Annotated in this window: 28 protein-coding genes; 5 read left to right on the forward strand and 23 right to left on the reverse strand. The window is 46.6% G+C overall.

The window, feature by feature from the left end; all coding sequences use genetic code 11:
• Nucleotides 1-17 precede the first annotated feature (17 nt).
• The 9 genes from HRI97_RS07455 to mraZ all read right to left on the reverse strand — a co-directional run bounded on the left by HRI97_RS07455 (nucleotide 18) and on the right by mraZ (nucleotide 8,862).
• Nucleotides 18-941 carry a tyrosine-type recombinase/integrase gene (locus HRI97_RS07455; protein WP_253724876.1) on the reverse strand — a complete coding sequence of 308 codons (924 nt, stop codon included), beginning with the start codon at nucleotides 939-941 and terminating at the stop codon, nucleotides 18-20.
• A 12-nt stretch (nucleotides 942-953) separates the two neighbouring features.
• Nucleotides 954-2,327, reverse strand: a complete 1,374-nt coding sequence (ftsZ, locus tag HRI97_RS07460; protein ID WP_253724877.1) for a cell division protein FtsZ — start codon at nucleotides 2,325-2,327, stop codon at nucleotides 954-956.
• Nucleotides 2,328-2,352: 25 nt separating this feature from the next.
• A complete protein-coding gene (gene ftsA, locus HRI97_RS07465; RefSeq protein ID WP_180486484.1) occupies nucleotides 2,353-3,594 on the reverse strand; it encodes a cell division protein FtsA in 1,242 nt (413 codons plus the stop codon).
• A gap of 17 nt (nucleotides 3,595-3,611) precedes the next feature.
• Nucleotides 3,612-4,415 carry a cell division protein FtsQ/DivIB gene (locus HRI97_RS07470; protein ID WP_253724879.1) on the reverse strand — a complete coding sequence of 268 codons (804 nt, stop codon included), beginning with the start codon at nucleotides 4,413-4,415 and terminating at the stop codon, nucleotides 3,612-3,614.
• On the reverse strand, nucleotides 4,408-5,589 hold the full coding sequence (locus HRI97_RS07475) for an FtsW/RodA/SpoVE family cell cycle protein (RefSeq protein ID WP_253724880.1): 1,182 nt from the start codon (nucleotides 5,587-5,589) through the stop codon (nucleotides 4,408-4,410). Before HRI97_RS07475 ends, HRI97_RS07470 begins: the two co-directional genes overlap by 8 nt.
• Nucleotides 5,582-7,024, reverse strand: a complete 1,443-nt coding sequence (locus HRI97_RS07480; RefSeq protein ID WP_253724882.1) for a UDP-N-acetylmuramoyl-tripeptide--D-alanyl-D-alanine ligase — start codon at nucleotides 7,022-7,024, stop codon at nucleotides 5,582-5,584. The genes HRI97_RS07475 and HRI97_RS07480 overlap by 8 nt, the downstream gene beginning before the upstream one ends.
• Complete coding sequence (locus HRI97_RS07485) at nucleotides 7,011-7,334, reverse strand: FtsB family cell division protein (protein ID WP_180486488.1); 324 nt, start codon at nucleotides 7,332-7,334, stop codon at nucleotides 7,011-7,013. Before HRI97_RS07485 ends, HRI97_RS07480 begins: the two co-directional genes overlap by 14 nt.
• A 91-nt stretch (nucleotides 7,335-7,425) precedes the next feature.
• Nucleotides 7,426-8,400: a 16S rRNA (cytosine(1402)-N(4))-methyltransferase RsmH gene (gene rsmH, locus HRI97_RS07490; protein WP_253724883.1), complete on the reverse strand. Its 975-nt coding sequence runs from the start codon at nucleotides 8,398-8,400 to the stop codon at nucleotides 7,426-7,428.
• A gap of 18 nt (nucleotides 8,401-8,418) precedes the next feature.
• On the reverse strand, nucleotides 8,419-8,862 hold the full coding sequence (mraZ, locus tag HRI97_RS07495; protein WP_021331398.1) for a division/cell wall cluster transcriptional repressor MraZ: 444 nt from the start codon (nucleotides 8,860-8,862) through the stop codon (nucleotides 8,419-8,421).
• Nucleotides 8,863-9,015: 153 nt separating this feature from the next.
• On the opposite strand from mraZ, the gene HRI97_RS07500 reads away from it, so the two are divergent.
• A complete protein-coding gene (locus HRI97_RS07500; RefSeq protein ID WP_253724885.1) occupies nucleotides 9,016-9,735 on the forward strand; it encodes a DUF8091 domain-containing protein in 720 nt (239 codons plus the stop codon).
• Between the two features lie 527 nt (nucleotides 9,736-10,262).
• Here the strand turns inward: HRI97_RS07500 and HRI97_RS07505 are convergent.
• Both HRI97_RS07505 and HRI97_RS07510 read right to left on the reverse strand, forming a co-directional pair.
• Entirely contained in the window at nucleotides 10,263-10,982 is a 720-nt protein-coding gene (locus HRI97_RS07505) for a flagellar filament outer layer protein FlaA (RefSeq protein WP_180486492.1), read from the reverse strand.
• On the reverse strand, nucleotides 10,983-11,705 hold the full coding sequence (locus tag HRI97_RS07510; protein WP_180486493.1) for a flagellar filament outer layer protein FlaA: 723 nt from the start codon (nucleotides 11,703-11,705) through the stop codon (nucleotides 10,983-10,985).
• Nucleotides 11,706-11,963: 258 nt separating this feature from the next.
• On the opposite strand from HRI97_RS07510, the gene HRI97_RS07515 reads away from it, so the two are divergent.
• A complete protein-coding gene (locus tag HRI97_RS07515) occupies nucleotides 11,964-12,899 on the forward strand; it encodes an alpha/beta hydrolase (RefSeq protein ID WP_253724886.1) in 936 nt (311 codons plus the stop codon).
• A gap of 94 nt (nucleotides 12,900-12,993) precedes the next feature.
• Here the strand turns inward: HRI97_RS07515 and HRI97_RS07520 are convergent, their stop codons facing one another.
• The 4 genes from HRI97_RS07520 to HRI97_RS07535 all read right to left on the reverse strand — a co-directional run bounded on the left by HRI97_RS07520 (nucleotide 12,994) and on the right by HRI97_RS07535 (nucleotide 15,889).
• Nucleotides 12,994-13,527, reverse strand: coding sequence for a DUF421 domain-containing protein (locus HRI97_RS07520; RefSeq protein ID WP_366793882.1), 534 nt, complete (start codon nucleotides 13,525-13,527; stop codon nucleotides 12,994-12,996).
• Between the two features lie 188 nt (nucleotides 13,528-13,715).
• On the reverse strand, nucleotides 13,716-14,315 hold the full coding sequence (locus tag HRI97_RS07525; RefSeq protein WP_180485802.1) for a hypothetical protein: 600 nt from the start codon (nucleotides 14,313-14,315) through the stop codon (nucleotides 13,716-13,718).
• 24 nt (nucleotides 14,316-14,339) lie between these two features.
• On the reverse strand, nucleotides 14,340-15,203 hold the full coding sequence (locus HRI97_RS07530; RefSeq protein WP_253724890.1) for an SIR2 family NAD-dependent protein deacylase: 864 nt from the start codon (nucleotides 15,201-15,203) through the stop codon (nucleotides 14,340-14,342).
• 302 nt (nucleotides 15,204-15,505) lie between these two features.
• Nucleotides 15,506-15,889 (reverse strand): VOC family protein, encoded by a 384-nt coding sequence (locus HRI97_RS07535; RefSeq protein WP_253724891.1) that lies wholly within the window; start codon nucleotides 15,887-15,889, stop codon nucleotides 15,506-15,508.
• A 181-nt stretch (nucleotides 15,890-16,070) separates the two neighbouring features.
• Here HRI97_RS07535 and HRI97_RS07540 point away from each other — a divergent pair, with 181 nt between their 5' ends.
• Both HRI97_RS07540 and HRI97_RS07545 read left to right on the forward strand, forming a co-directional pair.
• Nucleotides 16,071-16,487, forward strand: coding sequence for a 2-thiouracil desulfurase family protein (locus tag HRI97_RS07540; RefSeq protein WP_253724893.1), 417 nt, complete (start codon nucleotides 16,071-16,073; stop codon nucleotides 16,485-16,487).
• 69 nt (nucleotides 16,488-16,556) lie between these two features.
• Entirely contained in the window at nucleotides 16,557-16,901 is a 345-nt protein-coding gene (locus HRI97_RS07545; protein ID WP_301338882.1) for a TIGR02328 family protein, read from the forward strand.
• A gap of 293 nt (nucleotides 16,902-17,194) precedes the next feature.
• Here the strand turns inward: HRI97_RS07545 and HRI97_RS07550 are convergent, their stop codons facing one another.
• On the reverse strand, nucleotides 17,195-17,866 hold the full coding sequence (locus tag HRI97_RS07550) for a methyltransferase family protein (RefSeq protein ID WP_253724894.1): 672 nt from the start codon (nucleotides 17,864-17,866) through the stop codon (nucleotides 17,195-17,197).
• A gap of 94 nt (nucleotides 17,867-17,960) precedes the next feature.
• On the opposite strand from HRI97_RS07550, the gene HRI97_RS07555 reads away from it, so the two are divergent.
• Nucleotides 17,961-18,398 (forward strand): GNAT family N-acetyltransferase, encoded by a 438-nt coding sequence (locus HRI97_RS07555; RefSeq protein WP_180485790.1) that lies wholly within the window; start codon nucleotides 17,961-17,963, stop codon nucleotides 18,396-18,398.
• A gap of 47 nt (nucleotides 18,399-18,445) precedes the next feature.
• Here HRI97_RS07555 and HRI97_RS07560 read toward each other — a convergent pair whose 3' ends face one another.
• The 7 genes from HRI97_RS07560 to HRI97_RS07595 all read right to left on the reverse strand — a co-directional run bounded on the left by HRI97_RS07560 (nucleotide 18,446) and on the right by HRI97_RS07595 (nucleotide 26,278).
• The gene (locus HRI97_RS07560; protein WP_253724896.1) at nucleotides 18,446-19,195 is read right to left on the reverse strand and encodes a CPBP family intramembrane glutamic endopeptidase; all 750 of its coding nucleotides are present in this window, start codon (nucleotides 19,193-19,195) and stop codon (nucleotides 18,446-18,448) included.
• A 278-nt stretch (nucleotides 19,196-19,473) separates the two neighbouring features.
• Entirely contained in the window at nucleotides 19,474-20,394 is a 921-nt protein-coding gene (locus HRI97_RS07565; protein ID WP_253724898.1) for a DDE-type integrase/transposase/recombinase, read from the reverse strand.
• A 34-nt stretch (nucleotides 20,395-20,428) separates the two neighbouring features.
• Nucleotides 20,429-20,707 (reverse strand): helix-turn-helix domain-containing protein, encoded by a 279-nt coding sequence (locus tag HRI97_RS07570; RefSeq protein WP_211209557.1) that lies wholly within the window; start codon nucleotides 20,705-20,707, stop codon nucleotides 20,429-20,431.
• A 475-nt stretch (nucleotides 20,708-21,182) separates the two neighbouring features.
• A complete protein-coding gene (gene aspT, locus HRI97_RS07580) occupies nucleotides 21,183-22,916 on the reverse strand; it encodes an aspartate-alanine antiporter (RefSeq protein WP_253724900.1) in 1,734 nt (577 codons plus the stop codon).
• A 17-nt stretch (nucleotides 22,917-22,933) separates the two neighbouring features.
• Nucleotides 22,934-24,532, reverse strand: coding sequence for a bifunctional aspartate transaminase/aspartate 4-decarboxylase (locus HRI97_RS07585; RefSeq protein ID WP_253724902.1), 1,599 nt, complete (start codon nucleotides 24,530-24,532; stop codon nucleotides 22,934-22,936).
• A 392-nt stretch (nucleotides 24,533-24,924) separates the two neighbouring features.
• Nucleotides 24,925-25,467: a GNAT family N-acetyltransferase gene (locus HRI97_RS07590; RefSeq protein WP_253724904.1), complete on the reverse strand. Its 543-nt coding sequence runs from the start codon at nucleotides 25,465-25,467 to the stop codon at nucleotides 24,925-24,927.
• A gap of 16 nt (nucleotides 25,468-25,483) precedes the next feature.
• Nucleotides 25,484-26,278: a protein-ADP-ribose hydrolase gene (locus tag HRI97_RS07595; RefSeq protein ID WP_253724906.1), complete on the reverse strand. Its 795-nt coding sequence runs from the start codon at nucleotides 26,276-26,278 to the stop codon at nucleotides 25,484-25,486.
• Nucleotides 26,279-26,571 lie beyond the last annotated feature (293 nt).

Below are 26,571 nucleotides of genomic sequence, written 5' to 3' on the forward strand. Positions count from 1 at the left end.
CTCCCGGCGGCAGCACATTAGTGCGCGGATACGTCGTCTTTTACCGCATGGCCCGGAAAATATTTTTCGTGATTTTTTCGAAGCTGCTCGTCATCGACGTGCGTATAAATCTGTGTCGTCGAAAGATCCGCGTGACCGAGCAATTCCTGAACGGAACGCAGATCGGCCCCTCCTGCAAGCAAGTGCGTCGCAAACGAATGGCGCAGCGTATGCACTTTCGCGTGAACGCCGCTTTTCACTTCGTATCCGCAAAATCGTTTCCACAAACCTTTTCGCGAAAGAGGATCGCCGCGGTAATTGACGAAAACTTCGGCGACCGTTTTTTTCCCGACAAGAAGCGGCCGAGACTCGGAAAGGTATGCGGAAAGTTTTTCCTTCGCCGCATCTCCGAAGGGCACGATGCGCTCTTTATCACCCTTACCTCGCACGAGGATAATGCGTTCGTTCAAATGCACGTTTTGCATGAGAAGAGAAGCCGCTTCGCTCGCGCGAAGCCCGCACGAATAGATGAGTTCGAAAAGCGCCGCATCGCGAAGTCCCAAGGGCTCCGACGTATCGATGGACGAAAGGAAGGATTCGATCTGCGTAACGGAAAGGACGCGCGGCAGCGGACGGGCGGCTTTCGGACGGTCGAGCGCGAGGGCAAAATTCTCGCTCCATATACCGAGCCTCGTGAGATAAGATCCGAAAGCGCGCAGCGCTGAAATATCTTTTGCGATCGTCAGCTCCGTATCGCCTTTGGTCTTTTTCCACACGAGATAATACGTGAGTTCGCGGGAAGCGACATCGTGCAGTTTTATTTTTTTTTCGACGCACCACGACAAAAACTCGCCCGCAGAAAGCCGATAGGTTTCCGCCGTTTTCTGCGAGCGCCGCAAAACAAGCACGATGTCCGTGTAAAAGCGGGAGAGTATGACCGGAATCGTCAACTTTTCAGCCATACGGATCCCGCGCTAATCCTGCAGTCTGATCGTCCGCGACAATTCTCCGCGTCCGCTCGCCCGCCAGCACGCCGGCTGTGCGATGTCGTTGCTTCCGGTAAATCCCGCAGGCGGTTTTATGCCGCTCGCCGAATAGCGGGGGACGGAAGCCGAAAGCGCTTTTCCGAGCGAGCCGATTTTTTGATTTACCTGTTCGCGGACGGAAGGAGCGCCGACCGCAACGGGAACTTTTTCGGCATCCGAGTCGACGGAATCGAAAAGACTCGTTTCCGCGGCGGATGAAAGCTTTTGCCGCATACGTTCGAAACCGCGCCCGCCCAGTATGTCCGAAAATTCGTCGCTCGTAACGACGGACGAATCGCGCGGAGCGGCAGAAGATGCGTCATCGCCGGCTCCTCTTTCAAAGCCTGCATGGAATCCGGTTGCAATGACGGTAACGCTGACGTTTTCACCGAGTGAGGGATCGATGGCCTGTCCCCACAAAATATTCGCGTCGGGATCGATCGAAGCTCTGACGACTTTCATGATTTCCGACACTTCGAGCATGGATATGTCGCCGCTCGAACAGATATTGATGAGAACGCTTTTCGCTCCGTCTATGCTCGTATCTTCGAGCAGCGGATTTTTAATCGCCTTTGTCGCAGCATCGACGGCGCGGTTTTCGCCGCTCGCATGACCGACGCCGAGTATCGCTTCTCCCTGTCCGAGCATGGTGTTTTTGACGTCGGTGAAATCGCGGTTCACGTCGCCCGGCTTTGTGATGATATTCGAAATGCCTTCGACACCCTGACGCAAAACGTCGTCCGCAACGAGGAAAGCTTGCCGTATGGGCATATTTTTATCGACGACTTTTAAAAGTTGCTGATTCGGAATGACGATGAGCGAATCGACGTTTTCGTGCAAACGGCTGATGCCTTCTCGCGCTTGGCGCATGCGTACCGGCCCTTCGAATTCGAAGGGAGTCGTAACGACGCCGACGGTGAGCACGCCGAGGCTGCGCGCGATGCGCGCGACGACGGGAGCCGAACCCGTACCCGTGCCGCCGCCCATACCGGCCGTGATAAAGATCATGTCGGTGCCTTCGAGCAGATTGGCGATCGCCTCTTTATCTTCTTCTGCGGCCTCTTCTCCGACTTTCGGATTGCCTCCGGCGCCGAGTCCCTTTGCAACCTTCCGTCCGATAGCGATCCGCGTCTCGGCTTTCGAACGGTTCAAGTCCTGCACATCGGTATTCAACACGATAAAGTCGACGTTCGCGATATCCGCATCGATCATACGGTTTACCGCATTCGATCCGCCGCCGCCGCAGCCGATGACTTTAATAACCGCGGGACTCACCGCATCGAGGGCAGTGCCGCTTTCATTGATCACCGAAAAATCCATCATGTTTTCCTCCCAACCCTTTTTCCCCTCAGAAAAATGATTTTTTCAACCTTGTCAACAGATTTTCTTTTTTCCCGCTCTCTTCCGACGAAAAAAGTTTTTTATTTTTACGGCTGTTCTTTTCCTGAACAGCGTTTTTATTCGCAATCACAAGCCCTATCACCGTAGCGAATTCGGGGCGACGGTATTCGGCTTCCGCGCCTCCGAGTTTTTCAGGCGTACCGATCCGCACCGCGCTCGTTCCGAAAACCGCCTGCGCGCATTCGACCACGCCTTCCATCTGCGCGCCTCCTCCGGTCAGGATGATATTGCCGGAAAGGCGGCGGATATTCGAATTACTGATGACGGCGCTCCGCACCATCGAAAATATCTCTTCGACGCGCGGCTGAATAATGCCGCACAATTCCGTCTGCGTCGTAAGCTCGGGATCCCTTCCGCCGACGCCCGGAATTATCACTTCACGGTCGATTTCGATATTGTCGATAAAGCAGCATCCCGATTCGATTTTGATCTTTTCCGCAGCCGATACCGGTATGCCCTTTACGATCGCAATATCGTTTGTAACGAGGTTGCCGCCGACGGGAATGGATACCGTGCATACGGGCGCCCCTCCCAAAAGCACGAGCACGTCGGTCGTTCCCGCGCCCATATCGATGAGGATGGAACCGAGATCCATTTCGTCGTCGTGAACGACAGCCTGCGTCGCTGCAAGCGTTTTCAGCATAATGCCCGACGATTCGTAGCCCGCGCGGCTCACGCAGCGCTTGATGTTTTGTATCGTCGTTTTCGACGCGGTGATCACGTGCACGTCCGCTTCGAGGCGGGCGCACATCATATTCGTCGGATCTTTAATATTTTTCAAACCGTCGACGGTAAACGTCTGCGCGACGACGTGCAGCAATTCTCTGTCTTGCGGAATAAAAACCGCGCGCGCATTGTCGATCGCCCGCTCTATGTCGCCCCTCGTCACTTCCCTCGGAGGCCGCCCCGGTTCGGTCACGGGCGTTATGCCTCGCTGATTCAAACCTTCGATCTGCGTGCCGCCGATGCCGATCGCGCACTTGGTCACTTCGGCACCGGCCGTTTGTTCGGCGCTTTCGACCGCTTCTTTTATCGCGGCGGCGGCGTCTTCGATATTGACGATGACTCCGTTTCGGAGCCCCGCCGACTTTCTCGAAGCCGTTCCTGCGATTTCAATACCGCCCGAATCGTTCAGTTCTCCGATCGCGACGCGTATATGGTTCGTACCGATATCAAGACCGACAATCATACCTGCTTATCCTCGCTTCAGCGCGTCCGGTAAGAAACGGAGCCGTAACGCAGATCGATTTCCGATACGTCAGGCTCGATCGAATTGACGACGTCAAGCACAACCATCATATACTGTAACGCGTCTTCGTTCAATGCGCGGTCGGTCAGCACGCGCATCCTCGTGTGCGCAGGGATAAGCGCGAGTTCGTAGTTTCCGTATTCTTTCGGAACGACGCAGATCTCCGCGAGAGCGGCGAAATAACGTCTGTCGCGGTTTTGAATTTCCGAAATCTGTTCGATGAGCGTACGGTACTTTGCAGGGATCCGCATGCCTTCCGAAAGGTGCTCTATCGGCAAACCTGAGATGATCGGAACGGCGCCGCTTTTTCTGTCGACCGCCGCATCGTCGAAGAGCACGCCGTTTTTGTCGATGCACACGGGAATGCTCCTTCCCGCAGATGAAACGAAAGTCATCGCGACGCTTTCGCGTTCGGCGATGCGCACGAATATTTTGTCGGGAAAGCGCTTCGATACGGTAACCGAATCGATCGCCGGCACCGACGATAAAATCGAAACGGCTTCTTCGGCGTTGAATGAAAACCAGTTCGCCCCCTGCATCGGCTGCAAGAGAGAACGCACTTGTTCGTCGGAAAGCGAGCGTTCTCCGCCGATGACGATCTTCGGAGCGTGCATACTCGGAAGGGCGAATTTATAGACTGCGATTTCGATCAAAAAAATTACGCAAAAAACAAAAAAGAGTGTGACGACGATTTTCGTCTTTACATCGCTTTTCGTTTCGGTTTTTCCGGCGGCAAAGCCCGCCATGCTCACATCACTCATCCTGTCCCTCATAGACGACATCTTCAAATTCGTTTTCGTCTTCTTCCGCCGTACAACGCGACGCATTGACGATAAAGCCGCACATACAAAACGTTACGATTATCGACGAACCGCCGAGCGAAAAAAACGGCAGCGGTATGCCGGTAGCCGGAAGCGCCCCGCAGACGACGGCGCAGTTCATCAGCGACTGCAGCGTTACTGCGGCAACGCAGCCGAACGACGCGTAGGCGGCGAAACGGTTTTTACAGACGAACGACGACCTCAATCCGCGCCATGCGAAAGCTGCGAGCATGGCAAAGTACAAAAGCACGCCGAAAAATCCCATCGCTTCCGCCCAGCCGGCGAATATGTAGTCCGCCTGCACTTCGGGAATGCTGTTTATCCACACGAGACCGCTCCCGATGCCGCTGCCCCAAAAACCGCCGGAACTGATCGCTCGCTTTGCCGCAATGCTTTGGTAATTGTACGTGCGCACGTGTTCTTCCGGCCGCAAAAATCCGATAATGCGTTCGATCCGATACGGCTCCTGCAAAATCATAAAGACGAGAGCCGGAACGATAAGAAGGAGCGCAGGCGGAAGCCACGTAAGCTTTGCACCCGACGCAAAAAACATCACGAGCCCGATGCAAAAAATAAAAACGCTCGTGGAAAAATCGCGCTGAAAAAACACGAGGAGAGAAATGAAAGTCAAACCGATGACGGCCGGCAGCACCGATTTTTCGTCGGGATTTTCGATGCGCGCCTGCTTGTCGAAAAAATTCGCGAGAAAGAGGATGAGTGCAAATTTTGCGAATTCGGACGGCTGCAGCGTAAACGCAAAGGGCATGCGTATCCATCGATGAGCGCCGTTCCTTTCAACGGCGATGCCAGGAACGAAAGTCAAAAGACAGAGCACGATCACGGTAAGTACGAAAACGGGCAAAATCTTTTTAATAATTTTTATGCGCATACTCGCAAACAAAAAAAATCCCGCAAGAGAAGCGGCGATGCTCACGAGCTGCCGCTTTACAAAATAAAACGGATTGCCGAACATACGCTCGGCGTAATTTTGCGAGCATACGAAAAGCGCAAAGATACCGAGTCCGCACAAAAGGATGACGCACGCGATAAAGGCGGAATCGCTTTTTCGGTACGACGAAACGGGTCTGTCGGCGAGGAAAAGATAATCACGCATCGCGCCCCTCCGCCGCAATGAGCGGAACGATCCGCTCGAGCGCCATACCGCGGGAACCTTTCAACAAAAGCAAATCCCCGTCGGAAGCGTTTGCAAGGATAAAGTCCGCCGCGTCTCTCATCGCTTCCACAGAAGCGCCCGGTATATACAGCGCGCCCGTAAAGCCCGAAGCGAGGGCGGCATCGTAAGCGTATTTCATTTCCGTGCCGATACATACGATTTTATACGCATTCGCTTTGCACGCATCTCTGCCCGCTTTTTCATGTACGCCGCGGGATGCGTCTCCGAGTTCGAGCATATCGCCGAGCACGTATATTCTCCGATTGACGTCTTTTGCGGACGCGCAAAACGAAAGAACGCTCGCAGTCGATTCGGCATTCGCGTTGTAACAGTCTTTGACGAGCGTAACGCGCTTTCCGTTTTTCAATGCGACAGTCCCGCTTTCGCTCCTTCCCGAAACGCCGCCGAAAGACGAAAGCGCCGTTTTGATTTCCGCATCGCTTACGCCGAAATATTTTCCGACGGCGACGGCTGCAAGTGCGTTTTCATAATTGTACATACCCGGAAGCTTGAAATGTACGCGCTCGCATCCGACGGAAAAAACCGTCCCTGCAAGCCCCTCGTCGGAAACGAGAGAGACGCCGCTTTTTTCGGCGCTCACATCCTTTCCGAAATAGACGATTTGTCCTTTGCAGTTTTCGATTAAAAACGGTGCGAAGACGTCCGACGCGGGAACAAAGGCCGCACCGTTTGCGGGAATATAATCGAATATTTTTCGCTTTTCGGCGGCAATATTTTTTTTGCTCCCCAGTATGCCTATGTGCGCGCTTCCGATATTCGTAATGAGGGCGTACTGCGGTTTTAAAACGCCGGCGATTTCCCCGATTTCGTTCGGCCGATTCATGCCCATTTCGAATACGCCGATTTCATCCGTATCCCTGATTTTGAAAACGGAAAGCGGCAGCCCCGTTTCGGAATTGAAATTGCCGTCGCTTGAGACGACTCTATATTTTTGTTTTAAAACCGCAACGACGAGTTCTTTTGTCGTCGTCTTTCCGCTCGAACCCGTTATGCCGATTTTTTTCAAGCGCGGAAATTTTGCGACGTAGGCGGCGGCCGCATCCTGCAGCGCGTACAGCGTATCGGAGACGATTACAAAAAAGACGAGAGGATATTTTTCCGCCAAAAGCGCATACGAGCGTTCATCGCTTGAATATTCGCTTTCGTCGATGAAGACGGCGGATGCTCCCTTTGCAAGAGACTCGGGAATGTAGGCGTGCCCGTTTTGCACGGTGCCGACGAGCGGAACGAAAAGGCTGCCCGGGACAACGAGGCGGCTGTCGGTCGTAACTGAGGAAAAACAAAATCGGCTTTCGGCTGCACTGTACCCGACACTTTTACCGCGGACGGCAGCGACGAGCTCACTTCGCTCCATCAGACTTTGCACTGCCCTTCCCCTTCATCTCCACACGGACAATATCGTCCGTCTGCGCTTTATGCATACCGAGTTCGTTTTCGGCAATCTTTTCGATACGTTCAGTACTCGCCAAAAGGCTTATATCCGTGACGAGTTTTTTATTTTCTTCGACGAGCGTTTCCTGTTTTTTTTCAAGCGCCGTAACTTCGTCCGACAGATCTTCGTATTTTCTCGACTGCATGCCGGCTGCAAGCAATAAAAGCGGAATTGAAAGCGCGATGAGGCAGACGACAAGCGTTTCGCGTATACGGCTATATTTTCGTTTCATACCTACTCCCATAAAACTTTTGCAGAAAATTGCAATTTCCGAAAAAGTTTTCGCATCGTGCGCAAGTGCACACATATTTACCGGCTCCCGATTACACGACAGTGCCTAAGCACCGCGCATCTTCGGCATCGCGCAGTTTTCGTACGACGCGAAGCTTCGCGCTCCGCGACGGCGAATTGCCTGAAACCTCTTCCGCCGAGGGACTTACGGGTTTTTTCGTAAGCACTTCGGCGCACGGCGTCCCTCCGCAGCGGCAAGCCGGAACCTCGGGCGGACAGACGCAGGACTTTCCGAGATTCCGGAAATAATTTTTTACGATGCGATCTTCGAGCGAATGGAACGTGATCACGCCCATCTTTCCGCCCGCCTTCAAATCGTTGAACGCATCGTGCAGCGCCCGCGGAAGCCGCGCAAGTTCGCCGTTTACCGCAATGCGGAGCGCTTGAAACGTACGCGTCGCGGGGTGTATCGATCCGTGCCGGTACTGCAAAGGCACCGCATCGTAAATAATATCGGCAAGCGCTTTCGACGAACGGATTTCCCCGCTCGCCCTCGCCTTCACTATCGCACGCGCTATGCTGCGGCTCAGTTTTTCTTCGCCCCAGCGGTATATCAAATCGGCAAGCGCCCCTTCTTCCGTACCGTTTACGATATCGGCGGCGCTTTTTCCTCCCGACGGCGTAAGACGCATATCGAGCGCTTCGTCGTGTCGAAACGAAAATCCCCTGCCCGACAGTTCGTAGTGGTACATCGATATGCCCAAATCGAACAGTATGATATCGGGCTTCGGAAAATCAGCAGGATACGACGCGTAAAAATCGTCGAACCAACCGTTGTAAAACATCGTCCGTTCGGCAAAGCATTCGAGCCGCTCTTTTGCGCGCGCTAAAATGCCCGCATCGGCGTCGATGCCGATTACCTTACTATTCGGGAATTGCGAAAGAAATGCGAATGAATGGCCGCCCTCGCCGAGTGTCGAATCGCACATGACCGTTTTTTCATCTCCGTACGGGGCAAGCAGTTCAAGACATTCCTGCAATAAAACAGGCGTATGAATCGCTTCCATGCGCTTTCCTCCCCTGCGCTAAAAAAAGATCGAGCCGAGCTCTTCCGCAGCCCCGCGGAACGACGCTTCGCTTTCCTCGATATAGTGCCGATAGCTTTCCGCGTCCCACAGCTCGATGTATTTGCTGACGCCGAGCAAAACGCAGTCTTTGGAAAGCGCGGCATATTCGCGCAGACTTTGGGGGATCGAAAGCCGCCCCGATTTATCGAACTCAAGTTCCTGCGCCGGCGCGACAAACCTCCTGAGCACGAGGCGGTTTTTTTCGCTGAACGGAGACGCGGCTTCCATGAGTTTCGAAGAAACGGTTTTCCATTCTTCGGGAGTAAAAAGCCATAGGCAGCGGTCAAGAGCCTGCGTCACGATGAGCACATTTCCGGCAAGTTCGGAACGCAGTTTGGCGGGAAAGAGAATTCTTCCCTTTTCGTCAAGCGTATTCCGAAATTCTCCTGTCAGCATACTCATGCCACTGCCTACCACTTTTCCCCAGTAATTCCCACTTAGCAACTATTTTATAACAAAAACACCGAATGTCAACGGATAAAACGGTATTTTTTACAAAGAAATTTGCAAAATTCGTCGATTAGCTATATACTTGTATCGTGGAATTCGAAAACAATGATAAATACGCTCAACGAAAGCTCGCTCCACCGCTCTTTGAAATCGCTTTATGCGCTCGAAAAAGGCTGTATGACGGAAGTCAATATCGACGGAAAAATTTACGACGTCGTCGACGCTCTCGGAAACATCACCGAAATACAGACGAAAAACCTTTCGTCGCTGCTCGTAAAAACGCTCGGTGCGATAAAAAGCGGGCGCAGCGTCAAAATCGTCTATCCTGTCGTCCGCATCAAATACGTTGCAGTCTATGACGAAAAAGGCGTACTTCTCTCGAAGCGGAAAAGCCCCGTCCGCGCTTCGATCTACAGCATATTCCGCGAACTCACCGGCCTCTATCCCGTGCTTTTAAAAAAGCGCTTTTCGCTCGATGTACTTGAAATCGCGATGAGCGAAATCCGCACGCAAAGCGAAACGCCGGTACAGTCGCCGAACGGCAGGCGCCGCTTTTTAAAAAACTGGAACAAAACCGATAAGCGGCTCGAAACGATATTCGAAACGCACAGGTTTACAAAAGCGGGCGACTACCTTTCGCTAATCCCCGAATCCTGCCTGCCGCGTTTTTGCGCCCGCGATATCGCCTCTTCTCTCGCCGAAAACAAGGCTCTTCCCGCTTCCGCAAAAGCGCAAGCCAATCTCATGCTGTGGGTGCTTTCGCACATGAACCTCATCGAAGCCGAAAACGACTTTTCCCGCCCGAGATATTATAGGATCAGATAAAATTATGCTTACGGCGAGATTCCGACCGCGTTTCGAAACCGCTTGACGTGTGCACGATGCGGCGTAGCAGCGGGAGACACGCGTGCGACTTTGTGCGTTCAGCTTACGGAAGGACGTTCGGCTTCGCCTCACTGACGAGTTTGCGACGCAAACTCGCGGTGTCTACGGAACGGTTGTTCTTTTTACGTGCCGCTTCCGCTGTGAGAGCCGCTACGTCTACAAAAGTTGTACGTCGGTCATTCTCGCCGGAAGCACAACTTGATTAGCTGATACTTTCCAAACTCGATATGCAACCTAATAAAAAAAGGGGCTGTCTCAAAAGTCGGTTACTTTCTCGACAGCCTGTCGAGTTTAAAGTTAAGTCTTTATATTATAATGACTTAACTTTAAACGTCGCACATAAAATCAAGGAAGCTGTCCAAAAACTGAAGTTTTTGGACAGCCGCCGTATAAAAATCGGAATTATTGCACGTGAAAGCGCTTACGGGCAAAGTTACCTCTAAAAACTGCAGTTTTTAGAGGTTCCCTTACCAGTTATCGGACATATCGTCTTCGTCGCGGTACTGCAAATCGTACAAATCGGTGACGACACGGAGCGCATCGAAATACACATAGTACGAACCGCGAGCAAGCATCGGATTGCAGTCGATTCTGAAGCCGACGATGCGCAGACCCGGACGGCTGTTGTAAAACGCGCTCTGCTGTACGATGCCGTGCTCTCCGTCGGGAGAAGGCGGAACGACGGCCGTCATCTTTTTCCAGCCGGCAAAACCGAGCGTTCCCATATACAGCTCGTAATTGCGTCCGAACATATCCTGTACGAGTACCCACAGATTATGATCCTGATTCCGTCCGCACACCCACACGCTGATCGTCTTTGCAATACCTTCGACGGGCAGCGGGCGTACCGACGTGATGTAAAAGGAATTGACACCGCGGCGGAAAAATTCGACTTTTACGCCGTACACGAACGCATCTTCGTCTTCTTTACCTTTATCCTCTTCGAGCGTGTCTTTCATCGCGGGATTTCCGTCGAAAAGGCGCGACGTGATAAAACCGTAATCCGAAGAGATCGTGACGTTCCACGAACCTTCGCGTTCGAATTTATCGACGTTTATTTCGCGGAGCGCCATCGCGGCGGAATCCGCTCCGATCGTTTCGGGCGTCGGTTCCAAAAGGCTCGAATTCTGCGCAAAGATCAAACCGCCTGCAAGTACGGCACAAACCGCCAATATGATTTTTTTCATTTATTTGCCCTCCGAAGCATTGCCGAAGTCCGCATCTTTGAGTTCGTAACCGTCGAAGATATTCGCAAGCGCCCTCGTAACGTATTTCATCTGATCGAAAAAGATCGTATACGAATCGACGAATTCTTCGGGACTCGTACGGATCCTGAAACCGAGAAACGACATCGAGTCCCTGCCGCTGCTCGCCCTCGAATGCTGCCGTATCCAGCCCGGAACGGAAACAACCATGTTTTTCCATCCGTCGAATGCGAGGTTGCCCGCAGGAAGCACGAGAACGCGGCCGTCGGCATCTCTGACAAGCAGATCGAGGAAATACATATAGTGCGCGCCCCACACCCAAAAATCGATCTGTGTGACCGTTCCGACAAAAGGAATTTCATACGCTTTTCCGTCTTTTACCGGATACACTTCAAACCAGTTGTCGCCCTTTCGCTTAAACGCGATCTGCACGCCGAGCACTTTTTGATTATCCTTACCGTCTTTGAGCAAGTATTTCAGCGAATTGGGAATTCCGTCGAAGTACCCCATTTTAGGATAACCGTCGGCAATATAACGGCTCGCGCTGACGTCCCACGTCCATCCGTTTTCGCCTTCGCTGTTGAATTTGTCGATCACAAACGATTCGGTGCTCTTTTGCGTCTGCAGCGTTTCTTGGCTGAAAGCCGGCGCCGCATACGCCAAAAGCAGTCCAAACCCCATACAGACTACCAAGCCCTTTTTCATGCAAGACTCCTATAAAAACTTTTGCAGAAAGCATCAGCTTTCGAAAAAGTCGGAAATTGTCTGACCATACAGACTACCATACTCTATTATCGGACGGTTTTGCAAATTTGATTATACCGAAAGATATTATATTTTGAGATACGCATTTTGTCAAATCATTGATGCAGTGTCGTAAAATTATTGAATGAAAAACCGCAGTGCGGTACAATAAGTTAGCTAAAGATAATTAACGGCAAAGTCCGCCAAGGAGCTTTCGATATGGCAAGCATTCGATATACGCTTACGAAATTTTTATTTAAAAGTTTTGTGCGCCCGATGATGAAAAAGGCCGCCTCCGATCCTGAACATTTCCTTAAAGAACAGTATAAGGCGCAGCAAAAAAAGAAACTCGCGCTTTCGGATCTTCACAAAAAATACGACTTCGATGAAAGGACGGCAGGCGGAATTCCGTATTATGCCGTACACAGCCGCGATAAAAATTGCGGCGGTACGGGTGCGCAGAAAAAGCTCGTGCTGTACTTTTTCGGCGGCGGCTTCGTGATGTCAGGCGATGCGGGCGATTTCGATTTTGCACAGGATATGGCCGATCAAACGGGAGCCGACGTGTGGATTGTGTGGTATAAGCTTTTTCCCGAAACGACGGGGAAAGAACTTATCGAATCGATTATCGACGTTTATAAAGAAGCGCTCGGCGCATATGAGGCGAAAGACATCGCCTTTTTCGGCCTGTCGTCCGGCGGCTCTTTGTGCCTTGACATTTGTACATACATTACCGAACAAAAACTCGGCCTTCCGCTTCCGGGCAAACTCATTCCGTTTTCGGCTACGATCCAAATGCCGCCGACAACCGCACAGCTTGACAATATGAAGCGCATCGCAAAAAAAGATGCGATGTTTACCGCAGAATACGTCGAAGCCGCATCAAAGATGATGTCGCTGTGCGGAGCGCTCGGTTTTTTGGGGAATTCCGTTTCATACAGCTGGAAAGGTTTTCCGCGCATCGCGGCCTTTTACGGAACGGACGAAATCTATTATGCCGAACTCGATGCCTTTAAGCAAAAATGTGAAGCGGACGGCGTTGCGCTTGAAATTCATATCGGAAAAGGCATGATGCACACGTGGGCTGCCGCGGGCTGGCTTCCGGAAGCGAAGGAAACGCGCAAAATTATTTACGCATATATAAAAGAAAATTGAAAATCAGGGCGATGAACGACTGCGAATATTGCGGCAAAAACCATCGGCACCGAATAACTAATCGGTACCTCAATGCGCATGTTTTTGCAATCTTTTATTCGTCTTGTTTGGACTCATATGCTGTCAGCCTCAGCTTGCCGTCCACATATTCTCCCAAAAACACATCGCTGTATTTATTTAATCCCTGCTTTTTAATTTCTTCGATCAGCCATTCTTCATCCTTGCCTATCACTTCTAAAATATCCGCTTGCAGCTGCCCGTCCGTTATCAGCGGAAACTTCGGATTTGCTTCTCCCGGAAGTATAATGATCAATTGACCGTTTTGCTCCACGACCGCTCTTTTTACATCTTTTGTTGAATAAACGTTTTTTGTTCGAAGCTTAAAAGCTATATCATGAGCGGATAAACCCGCTTTTTCACAATTTTCAATATTGATTTTGCCGTTATCAATAATTATCAATGCTTTTCCGTCTATGACCTGTTTTGCTTTCACATTATGCGTTTTGATCCATTTTAAGATCAATACAAGCGTACACCAAATACATAAAACGCCTATATAATCCAATAACCGAATATTATTGTTATAAATCACGCCTCCGATAATACCTCCGAGCACGTAATTTTGCACTTGATCACTGGCTGATGCAGGAGCTAAATTTCCTTTTCCCGAAATATTTATTATTCATAGTAAAAGCAAAAAAACCGATTAACAATTTTATTGCCACTAAAACAAATCCGTTCATATTTCTCCCATAAAAACTTTTGCAGGAAATATCAATTATAAAAGAAAACCGAAAATTCGCGCCCGGGAATTTCTTAAGGATATTCCACGCCGTATTCCTGCGCGACCTTTTTATACGCATACAGCATATACGCGCCGTAAATCATCGTCGCACATGCCCCGCCGATTCCCGCCACGGCGTACACTTCAGGCCATGTCATTGTCGTCGTAAAAGCAAGATACGAGGCAACAAGCGAAAACACAATCGGAACAGGCGCGATAAAATAATCGATTTTTCTGTTCATGATTTTTGCGAGCGGAATAAAGTGCAAGCCGATAATAAGGGTTACGGCCGGTAAAATCAGTTTTTCAAGATGAACGGCTGCAAGCGTTACGGCAATAACCGTCAGCGCCGAATAACTAATCGCGCTTACTATACCCATATTTTTAGCAATCTTTTTTCCCGCTTCGGACGGTACCGCTTTAAAACGCTTTGCGTGTTTGATGTTTTTTATGCTCGCAAAAACGATGTACGCGCCGTATACGACGGTCAGCGCGAATAAAACCATACCGGCCCTGCCCCATGCAAAGCAAAACCAGACGGAATAAAACAAAGTGAAAACCGCCATCATAATTCCGTAGGGTGCGATGTTTTGCGCGATCTCGCCGAATTCCTGTTTCGTTTCGTTATCCATTTTTTTTCTCCGAACCGCACTGTATCACAATCGCCGCATTTTTTCCAGCACGCTCAGCACGTTTGCAATATCTCCGTTTATGCAAATCGCGCGGTCGCGGATTTCGTCGGGACAAAACGCTTCGCCGTAATTGATGCACGCGTAAAGCGAACGCGGGTTGTCGGCGCACATACGCCAAAACGGATATTTGATAATACCGGGCGTATTCGAGCCGACGCCCAATTCCAAAAAGAGGATGTTTTCGTTTTTATGCGCCGCGATAAAGTTGCCGCAGCGTTCGGAAGCTCGGTGCCAACCTTCGTCTTCCACGAATGTTGAATCGCTTCGAAGGTTCATCGACATCGGTTTCCCGCATCTCGGACAGTACGGAATCAAATCGGACGGAATGCGCATGTCTTTTTGCGTTTCGACCATTTTGCGGACGGCGTCCTCGTTGTCGTAGGTTTTGTCGTGGCAGGGAACGGAACACTGCCATAAGCCGTAGTCGCCCTGCGTGTAAAAGAGCCGCGTTTTATCAAAGCCCGCTTTTTGAAAGCAGTGATCGACGTTCGTCGTCAGCACAAAGTAATCCTTGCCGGCCGTCAGCTTACGCAGATTTTCGTAGATCGGTTTCGGCGCGTCGGTATAGCGGTTTATCATAATGTAGCGGCTCCAGTACGCCCAAAATTCTTCGAGCGTTTTAAACGGATAAAAACCGCCCGTATACATATCGGTAAAGCCGTACTTTGTGCGGAAATCGGAAAAATATTTTTCAAAGCGATCGCCCGAATAGGTAAAACCTGCGGAAGTTGAAAGTCCCGCGCCCGCGCCGATCAGCACGGTATCCGCTTTCGAAAGCGCTTCGTTCAGCCGCTCAAGGAGCGGCAAAAATTCATTTACAAATTCCATAATCCTTTCCTGAATCTTTTCTATAAAAATTTAACGAGCCGACATACTGTTTTTTCACCTTTTCTTTTTTTCATTTTGCCGCACCTATGTCTTTATACATATATACTATTCCGATGTTCCTGCCGAATTTCCGCATAATAATTGAAAATATCGATAGTTATTTTTTTGTATTTTTAGGTCAGGCTGTCAAACCGAATATCCATAAAAACCCCCTAATCGTTCGGTAAGAAAATATCATAAAAGAGTACTGCTTCGCAAATAAAGATTTTATCGGTAATAATTTAAAGTTTAAGTTTTGCCTCTCAAACGGTAATTTCTATCTGATTTTGCTCAATCGCCAAAATACAGCTTTCATAATAGCCGTCGCCGGTTGTCCTCGGCTCGCCGATAACTTCATAGCCGTCCGCTTTCAGTTCGGCAGTCAACGCGTCCACTTTTTCCTTGCTTCCCACGCTGAACGCAATGTGCGCATAGCCGGTGCGGGCAAGCGCTTTCGGCACATCCGTCATTCCCGGCTTATGCATAAGTTCAAGCCGCGCACCGCCGTCGAACGAAAGAAAATACGAGCGAAAATCCGTCCGGGGATTGTGATATCCGCCGTTTGATTTTGCTCCCAAATATTTCATGAAAAAGGTTCGGGCACCTTCCAAATCATGTACATACAACGCAACATGTTCGATTTTCATAACCGCCTCCGGAACTTTTATTTTATGGTGTTTCATAACACTGAAAAAAGGTCGGGCTTTCGGAATTGTTCCTAAAGTAAAAAAAGTATAACATGAGAGGATGTCGAGTATGAAGAGGCAGGTTACACAACGATGATAAAGCTGCCTTTATTCAGCGGCTCCAATGAATGGGAAACGTATAATGAAAATCGCTGTCAGTGCATGCCTGTTGGGAGAGAATTGCAAATATAATGGCGGAAATAATTTTTCTCAAAAAGTAATTGAATTTGTAAAAGGACATGAAGTTGTTCCGCTCTGTCCTGAAGTTCTTGGCGGATTGCCTGTTCCAAGAGAACCCGCTGAAATAGTCAGAGGACTTGTCATGCGGAAAAACGGAAACTCCGTAGATGCGGAATTCAGAAAAGGAGCACAAATCGCCTTGAAAAAGATTCTCGACCGGGAAATTGAACTTGTAATTCTTCAGTCGAGAAGCCCTTCTTGCGGTGTAAATATGATATATGACGGTTCTTTTTCAGGAAAACTGATTTCGGGGCAAGGTGTTTTTGCAAAGCTTCTCAAAGAAAACAATATCAAGGTGATAGATGTTGAAGATTTATAGATTGATTTTGCCATTACCGCTCAGCTTAAACTCGAAAATGTACATACTATCGGCAGTTTTCTGTCAAGATTGATTAGCGAACTGCCGCGCCGACAGCTGTTGGGACAACATAGGGAATGCTGTGCCTTGCGCGGAAACGGCCGGGGCAGGCAGCATGCAACCGTCAATTATGTTTTTCGTTATTCACCCTATCTGCTTTATCGTTATCACCGACTCATTATGACAGAGATGAATCGGCGAGGCTACAGGGGCAGTCCGGAGTGGTTGGACAAAGACTATCGCGGCAGGAGATGTCCGGCATATAACAATTTAGCCGTCATCGAAGTACTCAACCCCATATATACTGAACATGATGACTGCTATTATCGTGAGTGTCTCAAGAATTTGGAAACCAAGGGAATTCATTTGGATTAATATTGTGGAGCTCCGCTATAATCAGAAGCGAGTTTAGGCTAACACCTAAACTCGAAGCCCAAGAATGTGCAAGGACGCACATTCTTGGGCCCAGCTCCCATCGTTAACCCTTTCAATATCTTTTTTTACGGCAAAAATCCGCAAAAGAAAATCCATCAAACAAATCTTTTAAACCAAGTATCAAAAAAAATCATTTGTTCTTCAGCGGCATTTTTTATACAAAACCATTCAGTCTATTTACATACAGGACAATTTATTCGATAGTTTCTACCCCCCTACGGTAAAATCAGTACTCACCAAATATACGGAATGATTTTGTATTTTACTTTATTTTTATATTCGACATACCCGTTTAATTCTTTTTCAAGGACGGCTTCTTCATTTTTAATTCTTTTTGCAATAATGACAGGATATGCAAGAAAAACGACAAAAGAGATAGGAGAACCCAGCACCAAAGGCATCGACAGAAATAAAAAAATCGTTATGGTATACATTGGATGGCGAACAATCCCATACAATCCGGTATCAACGACCTTTTGCCCCTTTTGGACTTCAACCGTTCGTGATAAGTAGGCATTCTCCTTTAATACTTCCGCATAAAGCATATATGAAAAAAGAAATACGACAGCACTGATCCATGACAACCAATCGGGTGCTATTATCCATCCGAAGCGGAAATTCAATCCGGCCAAAATAAATCCCAAAAGAAACATCAATCCTGTCAGTTTTATCACAAGCCTTTGTTCCGCTTGCTCTTCTTTTATATTCAAGCGTTTTTTGAGCAATTCGGGATTTTTCAACAGCAATATAAGTCCCGCAAAAAACATCGGAATAAATAATATTCCCATCAATAACCATGCTTTCCAATAATAAAATGTTCCTGCAGGCAAAAACAGTAAAATCCCTACGACAATCACACCGAAAAAAAACTTTACCAAAGCCTTAAAGCATAAATCTTTTTCCATACAAAACCCCTCCGCATTTTAAACAAAATATGGATAACCTTCAATACTTGTGTTATAATGCGGGCAGCTGAAAATCGGCTGCGGGGTTGTGATTATGGTAAGAGAAGCGGTTAAAGAAGATTTATATGAATTATTGAACCTATATCTGTTTTTACACGAAAAAGATATTCCGGAAAATTCAAGCCGTCTGGAAAACACATGGAAAACAATTATTGAAGATAAAAATCATCATATCATCGTCAATGAAATAAACGGCAAAATACTGTCGTCCTGCGTTTGTGTGATCATTCCGAATTTGACGAGGGATGTGCGCCCGTATGCGTTTATTGAAAATGTCGTTACAAATGAAGAATATCGCGGAAAAGGATACGCAACGGAATGTCTCAATTATGCAAAGGAAATAGCGATTAAAAATAATTGCTATAAGATGATGCTTTTAACGGGTACAAAAAAAGAAAGCACATTGAATTTCTATAAAAATGCCGGGTACAACAGCGAGGACAAAACGGCATTTATACAGTGGCTTGAGTAAGATAAAACCCGGTTTGTTTGCTGTCGAAATCAGCCTTTTCCCGAAATTCAGCTTTCCAATATTCTCCCTATGTGGCGTTTTTCAAAGAAGAGATCTTTGTTTGTAAAAACGATAATCGCGGCGGCAATGGTAACGCAGATTGTTTCGACGCATTTTGTCGTTTGTGTCATCGCAATTTTTTCCTGCATGAAGTTTACAAAAAGGTGAAAAATAATACTTGCAAGTATGCTTCGGTTATTTTTCACATACACCCATGTTGTTATAAAACCGAACGGAATAACGGAAATAAAAAAGTTGAACATATATAAAACATTCATTTCGCGTATTCCGTAATGATAAGTGCCCGGAATAAAAAATAGCGGCAAGTGCCATAATGCCCAGACGAAGCCGAATATAATCGATTCTTTGAACCAGCTGCAGTATTGAGCGATTGAGTCTTCACCGTAACCGCGCCAGCCGACTTCTTCCAAAACCGAAGCAAGCAAAATCGTTAAAAATGCGGAAGTGACGCCCGCTCCGGTAAAAGAAAAACCCTCCGTGACGGAAAACTGATTTAAAGACTGTCCCCAAAAGGTTGAAAGCAAAATGGAGCAGCCGACTATCAGTGCAAAAATAATTACGGCGGCAAAGATGTATTTCGGCCTTAATTTATAAAATCTGAAAATCTTGCGTTTAAAGTCCGCTTTCAGTTCTTTGCTTTTTGAACCGAACACGGTGATGAGTGCGATTATTGCCGGCGAAAGGAGTCCGAGCAGCATTGTGAGCGTGCAAATTAAACCTTCTTTAGAATGCGGCATTGCAGGAAGTGTCAACTTCCGAAAATGACGCATTAGTGCGCGAACGCGCACACGTATAAGGGCGAGTTTTCTGCAAGAAAACTCGAAGTTAAAAGTACCGCGCTATTTGAGCGGTACTTTTAAACCTTCTTTCAAAATGAGCGCGCAAAACCAAAAGCCCCACGTTGCCAAAACTGTTGTAACATAAAATCTTACGGGTCTGTATGTATGTATAGATGTCAAACATTTGTTACAAAAATATATTAAAAAAAATGTTTCTTTCCTAATGTATCTTTAACCTACTGATTTTGCTTGTACTCTTTTAACACTTCATTTGGACTCTTAAAGCCTAGTACTTTTCTTGATATGTTGTTGTATCTTGTATTGTATTTCCTTATTGCCCTTAACAGTTCTTCCTTGCTTTTAAATTTCTTGTCTGCATAGTACTTGCTGTCAAGCCTGTGGCTTCTTTCCACTTTTCCATTCTCCCATGGCGAATATGGACGGGTTGTCACGTACTCTATCCCCTTCTCCTCCAGTTTCAGCTCAAACAGTGTTTTCTTATCACTTTCAGAATTTGTGAACTCTTTCCCATTGTCTGTCTGAACTTTCTTTATGTCAAATCCCTGCTCCCTTTCCAAGTTCTCTAGAAACTTTGCGGTCTGATAGGTGCTTTTTTCATCTGCTATCCTTAACACTCTTTTTCTTGTATATTCATCTAATGCCGTTATTTGATAATACTTCTGGTCACGTGTACCAAACTGTATGCATTCTTCCGGAACATATTTTATGTCTATCTGTACTCTTTCCCCAGGGTACTTCGCCTGTTCAACCTTTTTTTTTCTTTTATGCAGCTTTTTAGGCTTTTCTTTGGCATTGCCCTTCATTTTCCTTATTATCTTGCACATTGAATCGTATGTACGGCTATAGCCTTCCTTTCTCGCTTTGACATAAACTTCTGCCAGCCCTTCATAGCCAAATTTCCTGTACTTTTTCATAACCATCTCTACTTCTTCTTGCGTGTGCTGGTTTGGGTGGCTTTTAGGTCTTCTGCTTTTTGGCAGGAGAGACTGGACTGTGCCATCGTATCTGTCTCTCCAACGTTTTATCTGCTGACGTGATGTCTTATACTTCACTGCTGCCTTTGAATTATTATTATGTTTTATTGCATACTCAATTGCCCGTTGACGAACACGGTATATTTCTGATATACTACTCATATGAAAGGTTTCTCCTTAATGTGGTTTGGTAGATTTACATTATATCAGAAACCTTTCTTTCTTCTAAATCGGTTAAATTTACACTCATAGACGCATCAACTGTATTTACTGACTTGAATTCATCTATTGATAGAATATTTTTTCTTCTCCTATCTTCAGTTAAACGGAGTATTCTGGCAATACTAGTAGGAGATACACAGTGTTCTCTTGCAATTAGGTCCATTGACTTAGTCTCACATAGGTTTAAAACTATAGACCTCTTAACATCATTCGATATGAAGCACCCCTTATCTACGATAGGTGTTTTAGCCATAAATGTTGACTCGCAATGCTTACAGAAAAATCTCTGCTTTTAACCATCAATATCAAAGGGGTTGTATTAACCCTATTAAAAAGTATTTTTACAGTCTGACTCCCATTTCTAATAATGTCATAATTTTCATTGACTATACCACACTTAGGGCAGCAAGCTGGCCTATATGAAAGCTTTCCCCTTAAGACTGTATATTCTATCTCCTTAATATTTTCTTTTTCGTTACCTAAAATTACTAAATTCTTATCGTTAATTCCTAAGATTTCTGTTATACTAGCATTAGAACACATATCATTTCTCCTTGTTTTTTATTTTGTGCGATTTAAATTATACACGAGATTTGATGTGTGTTCCTATTTTTTTGTAAAAATTTAGCGTTGGGAGAGAATTTTTTCTCTCACCAACGCTAAATATTATACAACCACTTTTCCTTAAAATAAATGTATGAATCTATCTATCTTATCTACTCAAATAACTAATGTATGCATATTGCTACTACAAGAGGACCTAAGACTGTAAGTAAAATATTTCCCATTGCATATCCTGGTGTATATGCTATAGCAAAAATACTTGAATCATATTCCTCCACAACTCCGTTAAGCGCTGCGGTACAGGTTCCGGCACCGCACAGAGCTCCAATGATATCTACAGCATCCAGCTTTAATACAAATTTTCCGAAGTAAACGGAAGCAATATGAGGCAAAATAGTCACCAAAACACCGATTAAAAGCACCTTTACGCCCATCGATTGCAGGGCGGATAAGAAGGATGCACCGGATGTAAGCCCCACAATGGCGATAAATAGATTCAGTCCCACACTCTTGCAAAACCACCGTGTTGCTTTCGGCATCAGTCCATAGTTAGAATGTTTGTCCTGATAATATCCGAATAAAAGCCCTCCAATCAAGGCACCTCCGCCGGATCCGAGTGTAATCGGAATTCCGGATACTACGAAGCTGATTGCACCGATTAATAAACCGACTACAAGCCCCATGCTGATGAAGGATACATCTGTCTCGGTACCTGTATCCTTCACATAACCAAGTTTCTTTACAACCTTCGTAATCAAGGCTTTCGGTCCCACCAAGGTCAAGTGGTCGAGAGCTTTTAACGCCTGATCTTCAGAAAGGACATTGTTGTCTCTCTTCTTCTCTGAAATGACGATTCCATTTTCTGAAAGATGCTTTATCACATCCAGAGAGAAATGATTAGTCAAAACGATTTCCTGCTTTATCACATCAAGCTTAAGGGCTTCCGAATCATCCGTTTCCTTCATGCCCGGAGCTTCAAAATGCAATACTGCATCAAGAAGTCCGATAATCGTAACCGTATCCCCTTCCAGGAGCTGCACATCCGGCGCAAGGCTCACCTTTTTACCCTTTCGAATGATTTGCGTTATTGTAAGATCATCCCCGTACTGCTCTTCCACCGAACCTATTGTTTTACCAATAAATTCTGCACCATTTTCTATGCAAAATGCACGTGCTTTGATATTTCCAACAACAGTATTTTCCGAAGAAGACTCATGGAAATTTGTTTGATCGATTTTCTTCTTAACAGTATCTGTCAGATTTACACCAATTAACTTCGCTGCACCGTTTTTCAAAAACACCACTACCCCAACGGTTCCGAAAACATAGGTAAGAGCATAGGCAATTGCCATCTGACTTTCCGCTGTTTTCAGTTCTGTGCCTGAAAGCATTCCCTTCATCGTGGAATCCGCTGTTCCCAGGATTGCAGACTGTGTAAGGCTACCGGCCAAAATTCCGCCGGCTTCTCCCGCTCCGATACCAAAAGCCTTAAACAAAACTATAGAAACGACAAAGGCTGCCACGGCGAAGAAAAGGGATAGGATAATAATCTTAAGGCCGGAGCTTTTTAAACTTGCAAAGAATGAAGGCCCAACCTCATATCCGATAGCAAAAATAAACAGTGAGAAAAAGATTGTCTTCACAGTTCCGTCAATCTCATAGGTTCCCACCCCCTTAAATACCAGGGATATGAGAAGTCCTACCAGCAAAGTTCCTACAGTGGCACCTATAGTAAAGGATTTGATTTTTAGCTTTCCAATAAGATACCCTAGTGCAAGACATATAAAAATGGAAATAACCGGATTTGCAATCAAATAATGGGCTATATCAGAAAAACCTGTTATCGTAATATGCTGTGCTGTTTCCAACACTTCATGTGAGATTAATCCTATATTCATATGAAATCACCCTTATCCTATTTATCCTTTTTCTCTTTTGCATACTTTTCGTAATACTCCTTCAAAAGAGATAGGATACGATTTGCTATTTTCTTATAATCATTGTCCGCTAAGTTTGCTTCAGAAACTCTGACTGTACCCGGAGTTGCTCCAAAACCAACTCCTTCCATCAACACAACACCATCTTCCTTTGCCAGGTGCAAAAGAAAATCGATTTCCTCAAAGTGATTTCTAAGCCATGTTGCGAAGTCCTTATCATAACTTTTCTCGGCAAGTTGGTAGATATCCAGCAATGAATAATACTTAGCATTGAAGTCACTGTTATCCTCCGGCAAGCCTAAGGTAGACATCAGATTGTGGTAGCGCATAGCCACAATTTCTTTGCAGCCTTCAATATACTGATCTTTTTCATTTTCAAGAACCAAATGAGTCATAGACAAAAGGACCATCATAATCTGCTGCGGAGTGGAGAGTCCGGCGGTATGATACAATCCGATGGATCTGCTGTCCGCGCATATCCTGTCAATAAAGCTCATTTCCGAAGGATTAAGTGTGACAATCGAATAATCGCTTTCCAGCTCCCATTTCTTCTTATCCGGAACCTTCTTAATCAGTTCATCAAAAACATTATCTTCATTTATTGCTATCACGCCGAGTCTCCATCCGGTAACCCCGTAAAGCTTTGAATACGAATATACTAAAATAGTGTTTCTCGGGCAAACGGAATAAACCGTACGGAAGTTATTGACAAAGGTTCCATATACATCATCTGTGATAATAATAAGGTCAGGGCGCTTTTCAACTACTTTTCTTAACTGTTCCAAAGTCTCATCTGTAAGACTGCGGGAACCCGGATTAGACGGATTTACCAGAAAAAATGCCTTGATGGAAGGATCCAAAAGCTTTTCAAATTCTGAATCCGGAATTTGCCAGTCATTTTCTTCCGTTGCAAGAAGATTGATTTCCGCTAAATCGAAATTCGACAGTCTCGGAATCTGAATATATGGAGTAAACACCGGCGTGTTAATGGCAATGCGGTCCCCCTCATTGAGCAGGCCATTGTGCTTTAAAGCATCAAAAATATAGACGATTGCAGCCGTACCGCCTTCTACCGGAAATACCTTCGTTTTCTTTCTTAAGTCAGCCTTCCCGTACAGAATACTTTGGAGAAATGCATTGATGATGTACTCCGTATTCTCCAGACAACGGCTAGGTACCGGATAATTGTTTCCGATAATTCCGTTTGTAAGTTCCGTAATCAAAGCTTCCTTATCTAATCCTAGATGGTCTACGCTATACTCCACGATTTTTTTCAGGAATACATCCACCTCATCGCCATGATTTAAAAATGCATTGTACCTTTCCGCAATTTCTTTGGAGTCTACATATCCCGCCAAGTCTCCCTTGTCCAGAGTCCTTTTGCTTTCTGCCACGCCGAATTCCATCAGTCGTGCAAAAGCTAATCTTCCCAAGGCATTAATCCAATTCGGATTTCCCCTTCCGGCATTTAAAAATTTCAAATGCTTCTCATTCTTTTCTGACAGCTTCAACATATCAAAGCTAATTTCAAATGCACCAAGTTTTTCCAGTTCTCTTTCGTAGCTCTTTTTAATCATCCTTACTTCTCCTTTCCTTCTAACTGCATAAGTTTTTCTAACCACAATACAAAAAAACCATCAACATCTTTTATATTTAAATTATATCATTTAATTATATCATTCGCAAGCCATTTTGTATATTCTTGTCACATATGTATTATCTCACAACACATAAAATCTTACGGGTCTGTATGTATATTTTGTGTTCATATAAACCTCTTATAATTTTATAAAATCCGAATTTCGGACTTCCAACCGTTCAATTCCACAATCAAGTCCGCGTCGGTTTGCACTTCTTTTTTCGCGCGTTTATCGATGAGTATGTTGTTGGCCGAATCCAAAAAGCGGGTTCGGCGGCCGGCATTTTGCAGGCAATAGTTTGAATGTTCGGCAAACTGTTATTATGTTTTTTACTCCTGTAACAACCACGCTTCTTTCGATATACAGGTAAAGTGCTCCGTCCGCAGAACCCCTTTTAAAGCACAGGGAACGTTTTCTTTCGTATGATGATATCGGAAGCCGCATTTTTCCTGCGCCCGTTTCGATTTATCGTTTCCGTCAAAATATCCGCACCACAGTTTTTCGAGTTTCAAATCTTCGAAGCCGTGCCGCATCAGCTCACGAACCGCCTCCGGAATAAGTCCTTGTCCCCAATACGGTACGCCGATCCAAAACCCTATTTCACCTTCCGTATCGGGAAGGCCGATATTGCTTAACTTGCCGATCATTAAACCGATACTGCCTACAGGCTGTCCCGTCTCTTTGAGCACGACCGCGTATGACTCCGGTACGGAGAGGATATTACTGATGACGGTTCTGCTGTTTTCAACACTCGTATGGACAGCCCATCCGGCTGTCGGTCCCACGTCGGGATGACTTGCATAGTAAAACAGGTCTTGTGCATCCGATTCTCTCCACGGACGAAGCGTCAATCTCTTTGTTTCCAAAATCATCCGGCTGTTCCTTTTGTCAATTCGGCCGCTGTAAATATAGGCTGTAAATTGCAAAATCTTCGTCTTTGAATACGTTAAACACGACTTTCATCCCGCTTCCGGTTTGCTCGAAGTATTTTCGGACGGTTGCTACCGCAATTTCCGCCGCACGCCGATTCGGAAACATAAAGACGCCGGTCGAAATACAGCAAAAGGCGATGCTCCTCACTTTATGTTGCTCGGCGAGTTCAAGACAGGAACGATAGCATGACGCCAGCTCTTCTTCGTGTTTTTTTTGTAATCGCCCCTGCACAATAGGACCCACCGTATGCAGCACGTACTTGCACGGCAGGTTGAACGCGCTCGTGATTTTTGCGCTTCCCGTCGGCTCTTCGTGCCCCTGTTTTTGCATGATGCCGGCACAGACCGCGCGCAACTGCACGCCTGCGAATGTGTGGATGCAGTTGTCGATGCACGCGTGGCAGGGCAGCCAGCAGCCGGTCATAGCGCTGTTTGCCGCGTTTACGATCGCATCGACTTTGAGCCGTGTAATGTCGCCCTGCCACAGATAAAGAGTTCCGTTCCCTTGTGCGGCAAGAGGCTTTAACTGCGCAAGGTCGGTAATGCCACCCTCCCGGATCGCTTTCCGTAAATACTCATCCTGTATGCGTAAAAATTCTTCACTTGTATCTTGCGGCGGACGGACGTTCATGAGGGAACGGAGCAAATTCTTTTGTTCCCGCTCGTCATCCGGTATCCGCGCGGAGCGATAACCGGGATTTTCCTTTAAAAGGTATTCGATTAAAAAAACGCGCCGTTCATTTTGTGTCATACATATTCCTTGTGTAATCCGATTGATTATAACAAAAAACGCGGCGGAAGTTAAAGCAAACGCGGCGGAAGTTAAAGCCAGCGCGGCGAATCCGTCGCTTGTCACCGACAGTAAAAAAGTTTACAATATATGCAGACATATATGACAACGGCTTCTAACGGCTAATACCCGCTTTGCAAGCCGGGGTTTGCGTTGCAAATCCGTATATCAAAAAACCGCTTTCATCTTGATGGAGACGGTATACAAAAAGTTTCCCGAAAGCGGATTTTTCAGGAACTTTACAGGAGTTTTCT

It is taken from the genome of Treponema socranskii subsp. buccale, from assembly GCF_024181585.1.
Classification (GTDB): domain Bacteria; phylum Spirochaetota; class Spirochaetia; order Treponematales; family Treponemataceae; genus Treponema_D; species Treponema_D buccale.